Consider the following 12,711-nt stretch of genomic DNA (forward strand, 5'->3'; position numbering starts at 1 on the left):
GTGTTGGTTAGAATGCCTTCTTTTTCTGTGTCGCCCCCCTAATAGTCGTTTTAATTCTTGCCCCCCCCCCCCCCCCCTCCCGCCCCCCCCCCCCCCCCCCCCTCGCCCGGGCGGCTCAGCTCCGCCCGGGCGCTCCGACCGTTCTGTTCGACGCCTACGACCCCTCCTCCTGTGCACGCGCCGTGCATGGCGCGGCGGCCGGGCCGGGTGGGCTGGACGCGGTCGTGACGGCCTTCGGGTCGGTGGCCTTCGGCCGGGCGACGGAGGTCGGTGACGAGGTCGCCGAGTATCTGATGGCGGTCGACGTCCGCGCGCCCGCCGCGTTCTTCCACGCCGCGCTCGGCATCATGCGACCCGGCTCGGTCGTCGACGCGATGGAGGCGGAGGCCGAGCTGTTGCGCACGATGCCGGACGGAACGCCCGTCGTCGATCGGCGTGCCAGGTGAGCCGACCTTCCGACGACCCCGACGGCGCCTCCGACGTAGTCATCGTCGGCGGGGGCGCGTCCGGGCTCAGCCTCGCGCACCAACTGACGGCGACCGGTTCTCCCACCGTGATCGTGGTGGAGGCACCGGACGGTCCACGACGACCGCCCGAACGGACCTGGTGCTACTGGGACCAGGGCACCAGCGACTTCGACGAAGCGGTCAGCGCCTCCTGGTCCCGGCTGCGCCTCCATGGCACCGACGGCACTGCGATCACCGTGGACCCTTCTCCGCTGCGCTACCGCATGCTCCGGTCCACGGACTTCGAACGACTGGTGCACTCCCGGCTTGCCCGTTCACCGGGCTCGCACGTCCTGCGTGCGACCGCGGAAACGGTGCGTGACACGGTTGACGGCGCGGAAGTCCGCTGTACGACGCTCAACAGCCGGACGGTGACACTCCGCGCCCGCCATGTGTTCGACTCCCGCCCGTGCCTCACCCTGCCACCGGCTCGGACGCAGCTGATGCAGCACTTCCGTGGCTGGTTCGTGCGCACCCACACGGACCGGTTCGACCCCGCGGTCGCCGACCTGATGGACTTCCGGGTACCGCAGCCGCGCCACGGGCTCGCCTTCGGCTACGTACTGCCGCTGGCGCCGGACCGGGCACTCGTCGAGTACACCGAGTTCTCCCGTGCTCCGCTGACCACGACGGCGTACGAGGCCGCGCTGGCCCACTACAGCAGCAACATCCTGAACCTCGGGGCGTTCACCGTCGATACGGCGGAGCAGGGCGTCATCCCCATGACCGACGCGCGTTTCACTCGCCGGACCGGTCCCGCCGCCTTCCGGATCGGAACCGCGGGCGGCGCGACCCGCCCGGCGACCGGCTACACCTTCGCCGCGGTCCAGCGGCAGAGCCGCGCCATCGCCGCCGCCCTTCGTGACGGCCGCACGTTCGTACCCGCGCCGCACGGGCGGCGGGCGCTGGCCATGGACGCGGTGCTGCTGAGGGCCCTGGACACCGGGCGGATCGACGGCGCCGACTTCTTCACCGGCCTGTTCCGCCGCATCCCCCCGGAACGTCTGCTGCGCTTCCTCGACGGCGCCACATCCCCCTGGGAGGAATGGGGCATCGGCCTGCGCACCCCCATCGGCCCCATGCTCCGAACCGCCGCCGAACTCCCATTCCTGCCCCGGCGTTTCCACCCTGCCCCACGAATCGGAGAGAGCCACCGATGACACTGCTGCGCGACCACGACCTGGCACGCGCTTTCGATCACGCGTCGCCCACCTACGACCTCCTCACGTCCTTCAACCCCGGTTACCACACCGACCTCCTGCGTTCGGCCCGACGGCTGCGGCTGCCCTTGGCCGGCTCCGGTCTGCACATCCTCGACCTCGGCTGCGGCACGGGTGCCTCCACCCGGGCCCTGCTACGAGCCGCGCCCCGCGCCCGGATCACGGCCGTCGACGCCTCGGCGGGGATGCTGCGGCGCGCACTGGCCAAACCATGGCCGGCCCACGTGCGCTTCCTGCACCTGACCGCCGAGGAAGTCGCGACGGCGGGGGAGGGGCCGTACGACGCGGTGTTCGCCGCTTACCTGTTCCGCAACGTCACCGACCCGGACGGAGTCCTGAAGAATGTCCGGTCGCTGCTCCGGCCCGGCGGACGGCTCGCCGTCCACGAGTACAGCCTCAGTGGCTCGGTCGCTCACCGCGCCCTGTGGACGGCCGTGTGCCAGGGGGTGATCATCCCGGCGGGCTCCCTCAGCGGTGACTCTGCTCTCTACCATCACCTGTGGCGCAGCGTTCTCGACTTCGACACCGTCCCCGCCTTCACTGAGCGTCTGGCCGACGCTGGATTCACGGGCGTGCGAGCGGCACCCGTCGCTGGGTGGCAGACCGGCATTGTGCACACCTTCCTCGCGCGCAAGAGCTCCGCAGCGGCAGTGCGGGACGCCCAGTGAGCGCCGGGCGAGGCGCGGCGCGGCGGGGCCGCGACCGCAAGGCCGAGTTGGTGATGCCGGCACCCGGCAGGGAACGGTTCGACCGGGCGGAAGCGCCGCGCGTCGCCGTGATCGGCGGAGGGATCGCGGGTCTCGCCGCGGCCACCCTGCTGGCCGAACGAGGCGCCCGCGTCACCCTCTACGAACGGGAGGAGGTGCTCGGCGGCCGTGTCGCGGGTTGGCGCACCGGACTCGCCGACGGATCGGAGGCGACCATGAGCCGCGGCTTCCATGCCTTCTTCCGTCAGTACTACAATCTGCGCGGCTTGTTGCGGCGGACCGATCCCGGGCTCGACCGTCTCCGTCCACTGCCCGACTACCCGCTACGTCACAGCGGCGGGCTCACCGACAGCTTCGCCCGCATTCCCCGTACGCCTCCACTCAGCGCGCTCGGGTTCGTCGCCCGGAGCCCCACCTTCGGCTGGCGCGACCTCGCGGCCATGGACGCCCGGGCCGCGCTGCCACTTCTCGACGTCCGCGTGCCCGAGGTCTACGAACGCTACGACGGCATGAGCGCGACAACGTTCCTGGAACGCGTCCGTTTTCCCGAAGCCGCGCACCATCTGGCATTCGAGGTGTTCTCGCGCAGCTTCTTCGCCGACCCGCGCGAACTGTCCGCCGCTGAACTGCTGCTGATGTTCCACATCTACTTCCTCGGCTCCTCGGAGGGCTTGCTCTTCGACGTGCCGAACGAACCCTTCCCCCAAGCCCTGTGGGAGCCCCTGGGCAACTACCTCCAGGGCCTCGGCGTGGATGTCCGCACCGGCACCCCCGTGCACGGCGTCCATGCGTGCGACGGTGGCGGAGTGGAAGTGCGGACCGACAGTGCGGCCGAACGGCACGAGGCGGCCGTGCTCGCACTCGACCCCGGGGCACTGAGAGGGGTCGTCGCTGCCTCTCCCGGTCTGGGCACTTCCGCCTGGCGCGACGACGTCGCCTCCCTGTGCACCGCCCCGTCCTTCCTCGTCTCCCGGCTCTGGCTGGACCGGCCGGTCCGTGCCGACCGACCAGGGTTTCTCGGCACCAGCGGATACGACGGCCTGGACAACATCAGTGTTCTGGAACGCTACGAGGGCGAAGCCGCCCGCTGGGCCGCGCGGAGCGGCGGCTCGGTGGTGGAACTGCACGCCTACGCCGTCACCCCCGGTGCGAAGCCGGAGACGGTGCAGAACCGCCTCGTCGACAGCCTGCACCAGGTGTACCCGGAGACGCGACCGGCGCGGATCGTGGACGCCCGGCACGAGTGGCGCTCCGACTGCCCTCTCTTCCCGGTCGGCTCGTACTTCCGGCGGCCCACCGTCACGACGCCCCACCCCCGGGTGACGCTGGCCGGTGACGCGATTCGCTGCGACCTTCCCGTGGCTCTGATGGAACGCGCCGCCACCACCGGATTCCTCGCAGCCGGCGTCCTGCTCGCCCGCTGGGGCGTCCGGGGACAGGTGCTGTGGACGGTTCCCCGGGCGGGCCGGTCACCCGTGCTGAGAGCCCTCGGCTCGGCCGCGAGGAGTTGAGACCGACGCATGCACACCGCCGGGATCCACCGCACCGCGACGAACCTGCCGGCCGCGCTCACCCCGGGAATCGTCCCGTGCTGCGCAGCGCCCAGCGTCGCTCCGCATAGGCCAGGTCGTCGCGCCACAACCGGCCGGCAGTCCGGCGCATCAGGGGTCGCAGTGCGGGCGCGACGGCCCGTGCGAGGGCGAAGCCGCGCCGGTTCGATGCGGCGACGACCGCCTCGGTCACGGCGGTCCGCGGTCGCTCGTCCGCCTCGCGGCTCAGCGGCGTCGCATGAGTCTCCACCACGGACGTGGAGCCCTCGCCCTCGGTGATGTGCATGACGACCGTGCGTGGCTCGGGTGCGGTGAACTCGACCCTGACCGGCACCACCAGACGGCTGGTCACGCGAAAGGAGACGTCCACGATGAAGGCGTCGTCCTTCTCGCTCAGCGGTAGACGGGACACGGTGAGGTCGACGAACGAGTACGGGTGGAACCACGAGCCGTGCCACGGGTCGAGCCGGTTGGCGATCACGTCCTGCGGTTCGCACCGCCCGACCGCCGTGAACACGGCGTCCACTCCAGTGCCCACCGCCGGCCGCACAGGGACCACAGGACGCTCGGAGGGCTCCTCGCCGCCGACCGCGTCCAGCCTCACCCACACCAGCACCCCGTCCTCGTGGACCGGATACGGATCCCAGCCGGCGAACGACCCACCGTCCAGAGCCAGTCCGTGCCAGTGACACACCAGCGTGCCGCACACCACCCGGCTGTCGCGCAGCGGCGCACCGAGGTGCGGGCAGGCGCCGGGGCCCGCACGCAACGCACCGGTGTCCGACCGCCACAGCACGATCTCGACACCGCCCACCGTCCTGCCGTACGGGCGGCTCCCGGGGCGGAAGTCGCGTGACGCACCGACGACGAACCAGTTACCGGATGGACGGGCGGAGGCCCGTGTGAGCGCGTCGGCGATCAGCGCGGGGCGTGCCTCCCGCCAGGTCGGCTTCTGTGCCGCCCAGTCCGGTCGGCGGCGCCGCCGCAACGGTGATGTCCAACCGACCCGGTCGGCTCGGTCATTCACTGCACGGGTCCTTTCGTCGGGATCGCCGTATCATTCGCCGGAGGCATCCCACGCGTTGTGCGAGCACGCCACCGCGCACCCGTGATCTGTACGACTCCCGCGGCAGCTGTGGCCGCGCGACGCGTCCGGGACACCACCGCACGGCGGTGCAGCACCGTATGGCCCTGCTCGGCGATGGCGTCGAGAATGCCGGCGTACAGAGTGAACGCTGTACGGATGCAGGGGCGCACCCGGGGCTCGAGCATGGCGATGCCCGGTTCCGCTGCCCGGTACACCTCTCTCGTCATGGCCTCGGCGGCGATGAGGGCCGCACGGATGCTCGGGTCGGCACGGCCCGTGCGGCGGCTCCACTCCAGCAGTGGCCGGTCCACACCATGAGCGGCGAGCAGGTCCGCCGGCAGGTAGATCCGGCCGCGGTCCAGATCCTCGCCCACGTCCCGCAGGAAGTTGGTGAGCTGGAAGGCCACCCCCAGGGCCGCCGCGTGCGGCGCCGCCTCCTCACGAGGGACGACGGTGCCGAGCACGGGCAGCATCTGCAGTCCGATCACCGCGGCCGAGCCATGCATGTAGTCCCGCAGGTCGGCGTAGGTTGGGTAGTCCGTGACATGCAGATCGCTGCGCATCGAGACCAGGAAGTCAGCGAACAGCGTGGGCTCGATCCCGTACCGGTCGGCGGTGTCGGCCACGGCGCGGACCACGGGCTCGTCCCCGCGTCCGGTACGCAGCCCGTGCGCGAGATCGCTTTCCAGGCATCGCAGCACCCGGTCCCGCTCTTCGGGCAACCGCCGCCGGTCCAGGTCGTCCACGATGTCGTCCGCCCAGCGTGCGAAGCCGTACAACGCGTGTACGGCCGAGCGGCGTTCCACCGGCAGCAGGCGGGTCGCCAGGAAGTAGGTCCGGCCGTGGCGGGCGTTGAGCCGCCTGCATCGGGTGTAGGCGGCGCGCAGAGAGGGGTCGGTGATCCCGGCTGCGTCCAGTTCACGACGCGTCATGGGTGCCCTCCAAGGGCGAGGTGGCGGCGCCACGTGTGGCGCGCGGTGCCCGACGGCTGCGGACAGTACCGCCGCGGACGCCGCCGGTAACGCGCGCGGCGGCGAGTTTGCCGCTGATCAGTACCGTCGGCACACCGACACCGGGGGTGGTGCCGCAGCCGGCCAGCACCACGTTCTCAACGCCGCGTACCAGGTTGCGCGGGCGGAAGGGACCGGTCTGGGCGAAGGTGTGGGAGACCGAGAACGGGCTGCCCGCCGCATGCCCTTGCGCCGCCCAGTCCAGCGGTGTCACCAGCAGCTCCTCCTGAACGCTGTTCGCGAATCCGTCCAGGCCCCGCCGCTCCAGCTCTGCGACGAGACTGTCGCGGTAACGCGGGCCAAGATCCCGCCACGCTGCGGCGGAGGGGCCGACGGCCGTGTTCGGGCAGGGCGCGAGCACGTAGTGGAGATGTTTGCCCGGCGGCGCCAGGGCCGGATCGTGTGTCGTCGGCCGGGTGATCAGCAGGGACGGGTCGCTCATCAGCTGCCCCGAACCGGTCAGCTCTTCGAAGGTGCGCTCCCAAGCCCCGCCGAAGGACAGGGTGTGGTGGGAGAGGCTGTCCCAGGTGCGGTCGGTCCCCGCGTGCAGGACCACGGCGGACGGTGAGTGACGCAGCCTTGTCGGGCGCCGCGGGGCGCGTCCCACCAGCCGGTACGCGGTGGACAGCTCGCAGGCCAGTACCACCGTGTCGCAGGCGATCCGCTCGCCGGAGGCCAGCCGTACTGCACGGACCCGGCCGGCCGTTCGTTCGAGCGAGGTCACTTCGGCCGACCAGCGGAACCCGGCACCCGCGTCGGCCGCGGCCTTCGCCATCCCGCGGGGAAGCGCGTGCATGCCCCCCTTGGGAAACCAGACGCCGGCCACGGTGTCCATGTAGGCGATCACCGCGTAGGCCGCGAGGGCCCTGGCCGGGGTGACTCCGGCGTACAGGGCCTGGAAGGAGAAGACCCGGCGCAGGCGGGGGTCGGCCAGGAAACGGGCGATGCGCGGGTCCAGCCGCCCGAAGCCGCCCAGCGCCGCCAGACGTGCCAGGTCCGGGTGCAGAAGCTGGAAGGGCGAGTCGAAGTTGGTATCGATGAAGCGCCGCATCTGCGCCCGGTACAGCCGCTCCAGCCAGTCCCGCAGTTCGCGGTAGCCGCGCGCCTCGGCCGGTCCGGCGAATCGTCTGACCTCCGCCTCCATGGCCTCGCCGTCGGTGTGCACGTCGAGTGAGGTCCCGTCCGCGAAGCACGCCCGGTAGGCCGGACGCAGAGCCGTCAGCTCGACGTGACGGTAGAGGCTGTCACCGACGGCGGCGAACGCCTCGTCGGCCAGGTGAGGCATGGTCAGGACCGTGGGCCCGGTGTCCACCTCGTAGCCTCCAAGGCGTACGCGGCCGGCCCTGCCGCCCGGACCGGCGTCCCGTTCGACGACCGTCACCCGGCGGCCCGCGCCCAGCAGGTGCAGGGCACAGGCGAGGCCGGACAGTCCTGCGCCCACCACGACTACATGGTCCGTCGGACCGGGTACTGTCCTCACGCGGCTTCCTCGGTGTGTTTCAGGGGCACGCCCGCCGCCCGCTCGACCAGCGTGGCGAACTCCCGTCGTACGAAGGGGGCCGCGCCGGAACGGTCGAAGTGCCGCACACTCGACATCGCCAACTCCGTGATCTTCGATTCCACGACGGCCCGCGCCCCTGTCCGTTCCAGTGCCGCCCGCATCCGCTTTACGGCATCGTCCGACGGACAGTGCGGCCCGGGGGTGAGCGCGTCAGCGGCTACCTCGTCACCCGAGGTTTCGGCCAGCCCGAGACCGACGGCGAGCAGGTAGGTGAGCTTGCGCGTCCTCAGGTCCTCGTCGGCGGGTTTCCCCGTCAGGTCCGGGTCGCCGAAGCTGCCCAGGAGGTCGTCGCGGAGTTGGAAGGCCAGACCGGCACAGCGTCCCGCGGAGCGCAGCGCGTCCATGGTTGATGTGTCGGCGCCGGCCAGAGACGCACCGAGAGCCAGAGGGCGCTCGACCGTGTACAGGGCGCTCTTGAGCGTGGCGATGGTTACCGCCTCATCGACGCCGGACGCCCCGGTGGCCTGCGCGTGGATGTCCCGGTACTGTCCGGCGACCATCTCACCGCGCATGGCCTGCCACTCGCGGTGCAGGAGAGGGCCGTGCGGTGAGCCCAGTGCTGTTTCGGTCAGCAGATCGTCCGCCCAGGCCAGTGCCAGGTCTCCGGCCAGCACCGCGGCGGAGGTCGCGAACGCTTCGGGTGCACCGGCCATCCGCGCGGTCCGGTGCATGTGCGCGAAGTCCACGTGCACTGCCGGTGCGCCGCGACGCAGCGTTGATCCGTCCATCACATCGTCGTGGATGAGAGCGCACGCCTGGACGAGTTCGAGGGCCGCACCCGTGCGCAGTACGGCCGTTGCGTCACCCGAGCCGCCGGCGGCGTGCCACCCGCACCACGTGAACTGCGTGCGTAGCCGCTTCCCACCGCGCCGGACGAGCGCGGTGACACGGTCGGCGACATCGCGGGCGAACACCGGATCGGTTTCACGGGCCAGGCGCAGTCTTTCGTCAAAGACACGTCCGAGCTCTGCCTCGACGGCACGAACGGCGTCGAGGGCCGTGACCGGACCGTCGGCAGGGCCGGCCACAGTGGGCCGCAGTCCCAGCATGCACAGTCCCTTCTCACTCTCCGTCACTTGCACACCAATGCTTCCGTCGAGTGCCCTTGTATGGATGCGCTCATGACTGCCCAGTACGCGGGCGGACCCCGATACCGGTCACTCCACCGGCCCACGGCGGTGGCGTCATGGCGGTGTGTCACCTCGAGCGCGTCCCAGCCCCTCCTGGTAGATGTCGGCCCGGACGTAGGTCATGCGGTCGCCGAGTTCGACTGCCCGGTAGCGCATGGCGGAGAGCACCAGGTGAGCCTTGGCCCGGCGGAAGCGCCGGCGCCGGAACACCGAGCGGGCCTCGATCATCAGCAGTGGTGCGTCCCGGTCCGGACCGTCATTGCCTGGGGTGAGGAAGTGGGGACCGAGCTGGCCGCCGAAGAACCAGTGCATGACGTTGTTCGCCCCTCAGTCGCGGCCGCGGGCGTGCTTGAAGCGTGCCAGCCCGTCGGCGAGGTCGATCAGCCGTTCGGGGTAGTCGAGGCGGGCACGTAGCGCCGGGGGAAGACGCCAGGGTTCGTGCACGTATCGGTCGTCCACGTCGTGCAGCTCGGGTACCCATCGGCGTACGTAGTTTCCCCGCGGGTCGAAACGTTTGCCCTGGAGAACCGGGTTGAGGACGCGGTGGGGGCGGGTGTCGGTGCCGGTTCCGGCGACCCACTGCCAGTTGAGCTGGTTGTTGACGATGTCACCGTCCACCAGCAGGTCCAGGAAGTGCCGGGCGCCGATCCGCCAGTCGACGTACAGCGTCTTGGTTAGGAAGCTCGCCACGAGCAGGCGGGCGCGGTTGTGCATCCAGCCCTCGTGGCGCAGCTGCCGCATCCCCGCGTCGACGAGCGGATAGCCGGTACGTCCCTCGCGCCACGCGGCGATGTCCTCGGCCGCCTCCTCCTCACCCCGCCAGTGGTCGTGCCGCGTGCGGTAGTCCCGTGCTGAAGCCTCGGGCCGCGCCGCCAGCACCTGATGGTGGAAGTCCCGCCAGCACAGCTGCCGCACGAACGCCTCCGCCCCGGGGCCGCCGTGTGCGCGGGCCCGTTGGACGAGATCCACCGGTGAGAGGGCCCCGAAGTGCAGATACGGCGACAGCCGGGAGGTCGCGTCGCCCGCCAGGTCGTTGTGCCGTTCCTCGTACCGGGACAGTTCCGCCCCGGCCCACCGGGAGAACCGTTTCCGGCCTGCCATCTCACCTCCGGCGGGCAGGCCCGGTGAGATGCCGGACAGCGCGTCGCGCGACGGCAGGGGCTCGCCGCGTACCCCGTCGGGGACGCGCACGGTGCGCGGCGCGGGGAAGGTCTCGCGCAACCGCTCGCCCGACCAGCGGCGGAAGTACGGGGTGAAGACGGCGTAGTGGTCGTTTCCCGACGGTGTCACGCGGCCGGGAGCGACCGCCGTGATCACGGTGTCGTGCACGCGCAGTGCCAGGCCGCGTTCGACGAGATGGTGGTGCAGCCGCTCCTCTCTTCTATGTGCGTAACCGGTGACACCCGAGGCCATGTGTACCTCCGTGGCATCGCACTCGGCGGCGACTGCGCCGACCTCCCGGTCGACTGGCCCTGTGCGGAGGACAAGTCGGCCGCCACGTCGGCGCAGCGAGGCGTCGAGGTCGGTCAGGCAGTCGTTGAGGAAGGCGTTGCGGTTGGGGGCGTCGAAGCCTGCCGCGTGCACACCGGGATCGCGCACGAAGAGCGGTACCACCTCGTCGGCTGCGGCGAGTGCGGCGCACAGCGGCGGATGGTCGTGCAGGCGCAGATCCGAGGTGAACAGGACGACCGCGGCAGTCATGGAGTCACTCCTGGTCTCGTGAGGGGGCGCTGTGCGTACTGCTGTCGGAGTCCTTGTTCGCAGACGGATGCCGGACGCGGCCGGTGTGCGACGCGCCCCCGCGTGCGCTCATGCCTTTCGCGGCAGCCTGGGCGATGTTGCGGGCCATGCCGCCGAAGACGATGGCGTGGAACGGGGAGACGCTCCACCAGTAGGCGTGGCCCAGCAGACCGCGCGGATGGAAAAGGGCGCGCTGCCGGTAACGGGTGCTGCCTGCGGCATCCGTCTCTGCATACATCTCCAGCCACGCGAGGCCCGGCAGCCGCATCTCCGCCCGCAGCCGCAGCAGGTGGCCCGGCTCGATCTCCTCGACCCGCCAGAAGTCCAGTGAGTCGCCGACCCGTAGGCGTTCGGCGTCCCGTCGCCCCCGGCGCAGGCCGACACCGCCGACGAACCGGTCCAGCCAGCCGCGAACCGCCCAGGCCAACGGGAAGGAGTACCAGCCGTTGTCGCCTCCGATGCCCTCGATCACCTTCCACAGCGACTCTCGGGGCGCCTCGACGGGCAGCTGCCGTTCGTCCTCGTAAAGGCTGCCACCGGCCCAGTCGGGGTCCGTGGGCAGAGGGTCGCTGGGCGCGCCCGGTAGGGCCGCGGACGACCAGCGGGTGGCGACCTGGGCATCTCGTACCCTGCGCAGGGCCAAGGCCAGTGCTTCGTCGAACGGCAAGGGCCGCCCCGGCGGGTCGGGCACGTAGCGGGTGATGTCATGCTCATGGCAGACCACTTCGTGACGCAGCGACTCCGTCAGCGGCCGGGCCAGAGCGGCGGGTACCGGGGTCACGAGACCGACCCAGTGGCTCGACAGCCTCGGTGTGAGGACCGGTACCGGCACGATGAACCGCCGCCGAAGTCCGGCGACGGCGGCGTATCGGCGCATCATGTCCTGGTAGGTGAGGACGTCCGGTCCACCGATGTCAAATGCCCGGTCGACGTCGTTCGGCATGGCGGCCGAGCCGACGAGATAGCGCAGCACGTCACGGACCCCGATGGGCTGCGTGCGGGTGTGCACCCAGCTGGGGGTCACCATGACGGGCAGCCGCTCGGTGAGGTAGCGCAACATCTCGAACGAGGCCGATCCCGAACCGATGACCACCGCGGCCCGCAGTACGGTGGCGGGCACCGGGCCGTCGAGAAAGATGCGACCTACCTCTGCCCTGGATCGCAGGTGCGGAGAAAGGGAGTGTTCGGGTACGTCCTTCGGGGTGAGTCCGCCGAGATAGACGATCCGGCGGACGCCGGCGGCGTCCGCCTGCTCGGCGAAAATCCGTGCCGCGCGGCGGTCCGTGTCCTCGAAATCCGGGCCGGCGCCGAGGGCGTGCACCAGGTAGTACGCGACGTCTACTCCGCGCATGGCCTCCGAGACGGACGCGCGGTCCGTGACGTCTCCGCGTACCGTCTCCGTGTCCCGCGCCCATGGGTGGTCGCGGAGCTTGTCGGGGGAGCGGGCCAGACACCGGACCCGGTGTCCCGCGTCAAGCAATTCCGGAACCAGCCGACCGCCGATGTATCCGGACGCTCCGGTGACAAGGCAGTGCAGCCGCTCCGCGCCCCGCTGTCCGTCCGTCGTCGCCACGAGTGTTCCTCCAAGTTCTCAGTCCGGTGTTGCCCTCTGATGTCCGATCATTGGCGCAACAGCGTGACCCCGCCTTTCGCCGTGACGCGGTCGGCGGCCATGACGAGGAACCGGAAGCCGCTCTGCTCATCAGCCACCTCCGGCAAGTCCCGTTCGCCGGCATCGGCCTTCGCACGCCGACGCATAGCGCGACCCCGGCGGCAGTCATCCCGGAATGCTGCAGCGCCGCCTGCCACCCCGATTCCCGTAGCGTCTGCGCTGGCGGACGGGACCGACGACCCGGCAGCAGCACGGGATCTCCCGGTGCGCGTCGATGCCATCGCGCGATCAGCTGACGGTCGCTGGAGCCAGGCCCATCACCACAGCGTGCATGAGCGTCTCCTGTTGCAGGCGTCAGGCGGTGTCCACCGCCCACACACCTGTTTCACCGCCAACTGTGTCTCTGGATGCACCGCGTCACCCGAACGGCCGGAAGTGGGCGTTCTCCTGCTCTCCGGCAGGAGTACGCATCCGCCGCGCTTGGCGCCGGTGAGACACCGTAGACAGTCCTCGCTGTTCCAGGCCTCGCCGGACGGTCCTTGGCCAGGCCGTTTCGTTCGGATCACTCGAGGTGAGGGTGCCGGTGGA

Annotated in this window: 10 protein-coding genes and 1 pseudogene; 4 read left to right on the forward strand and 7 right to left on the reverse strand. The window is 70.9% G+C overall.

All coding sequences use genetic code 11. The features are described from left to right. The first annotated feature begins 224 nt into the window (after positions 1-224). Genes AC07FA_RS27890 through AC07FA_RS27905 form a run of 4 tightly spaced genes read left to right on the forward strand, consistent with a single transcriptional unit; the run spans position 225 to position 3,944 of the window. Positions 225-446: a hypothetical protein gene (locus tag AC07FA_RS27890; protein ID WP_479079070.1), complete on the forward strand. Its 222-nt coding sequence runs from the start codon at positions 225-227 to the stop codon at positions 444-446. Continuing rightward, a complete protein-coding gene (locus tag AC07FA_RS27895; protein ID WP_479079071.1) occupies positions 443-1,666 on the forward strand; it encodes a lycopene cyclase family protein in 1,224 nt (407 codons plus the stop codon). Before AC07FA_RS27890 ends, AC07FA_RS27895 begins: the two co-directional genes overlap by 4 nt. Next, on the forward strand, positions 1,663-2,394 hold the full coding sequence (locus AC07FA_RS27900; protein ID WP_479079072.1) for a class I SAM-dependent methyltransferase: 732 nt from the start codon (positions 1,663-1,665) through the stop codon (positions 2,392-2,394). Before AC07FA_RS27895 ends, AC07FA_RS27900 begins: the two co-directional genes overlap by 4 nt. Positions 2,395-2,447: 53 nt before the next feature. Further along, complete coding sequence (locus AC07FA_RS27905) at positions 2,448-3,944, forward strand: FAD-dependent oxidoreductase (protein WP_479079149.1); 1,497 nt, start codon at positions 2,448-2,450, stop codon at positions 3,942-3,944. Between the two features lie 58 nt (positions 3,945-4,002). Here AC07FA_RS27905 and AC07FA_RS27910 read toward each other — a convergent pair whose 3' ends face one another. The 7 genes and pseudogenes from AC07FA_RS27910 to AC07FA_RS27940 form a co-directional block, all read right to left on the reverse strand. Next, a complete protein-coding gene (locus tag AC07FA_RS27910) occupies positions 4,003-5,010 on the reverse strand; it encodes a DUF5914 domain-containing protein (protein WP_479079073.1) in 1,008 nt (335 codons plus the stop codon). Beyond that, the gene (locus AC07FA_RS27915; protein WP_479079074.1) at positions 5,007-6,002 is read right to left on the reverse strand and encodes a phytoene/squalene synthase family protein; all 996 of its coding nucleotides are present in this window, start codon (positions 6,000-6,002) and stop codon (positions 5,007-5,009) included. Before AC07FA_RS27915 ends, AC07FA_RS27910 begins: the two co-directional genes overlap by 4 nt. After that, entirely contained in the window at positions 5,989-7,560 is a 1,572-nt protein-coding gene (locus tag AC07FA_RS27920) for a phytoene desaturase (protein ID WP_479079075.1), read from the reverse strand. Before AC07FA_RS27920 ends, AC07FA_RS27915 begins: the two co-directional genes overlap by 14 nt. Further along, the gene (locus tag AC07FA_RS27925) at positions 7,557-8,690 is read right to left on the reverse strand and encodes a polyprenyl synthetase family protein (protein WP_479079150.1); all 1,134 of its coding nucleotides are present in this window, start codon (positions 8,688-8,690) and stop codon (positions 7,557-7,559) included. Before AC07FA_RS27925 ends, AC07FA_RS27920 begins: the two co-directional genes overlap by 4 nt. Positions 8,691-8,831: 141 nt before the next feature. Next, positions 8,832-9,083: pseudogene (locus AC07FA_RS27930) on the reverse strand (cryptochrome/photolyase family protein); the annotation flags it as partial. Positions 9,084-9,098: 15 nt separating this feature from the next. Next, positions 9,099-10,472 (reverse strand): cryptochrome/photolyase family protein, encoded by a 1,374-nt coding sequence (locus tag AC07FA_RS27935; protein WP_479079076.1) that lies wholly within the window; start codon positions 10,470-10,472, stop codon positions 9,099-9,101. Positions 10,473-10,476: 4 nt separating this feature from the next. Then, positions 10,477-12,084 (reverse strand): SDR family oxidoreductase, encoded by a 1,608-nt coding sequence (locus tag AC07FA_RS27940; RefSeq protein WP_479079077.1) that lies wholly within the window; start codon positions 12,082-12,084, stop codon positions 10,477-10,479. Positions 12,085-12,711 lie beyond the last annotated feature (627 nt).

This window comes from Streptomyces sp. NPDC045968 (assembly GCF_056430475.1).

Bases quoted from the DNA above. Each gene is read 5' to 3' on its own strand.
- AC07FA_RS27900 (WP_479079072.1), top strand. From the start codon at position 1,663: ATGACACTGCTGCGCGACCACGACCTGGCACGCGCTTTCGATCACGCG.
- AC07FA_RS27905 (WP_479079149.1), top strand. From the start codon at position 2,448: ATGCCGGCACCCGGCAGGGAACGGTTCGACCGGGCGGAAGCGCCGCGC.
- AC07FA_RS27915 (WP_479079074.1), bottom strand. From the start codon at position 6,002: ATGACGCGTCGTGAACTGGACGCAGCCGGGATCACCGACCCCTCTCTG.
- AC07FA_RS27925 (WP_479079150.1), bottom strand. From the start codon at position 8,690: ATGCTGGGACTGCGGCCCACTGTGGCCGGCCCTGCCGACGGTCCGGTC.
- AC07FA_RS27935 (WP_479079076.1), bottom strand. From the start codon at position 10,472: ATGACTGCCGCGGTCGTCCTGTTCACCTCGGATCTGCGCCTGCACGAC.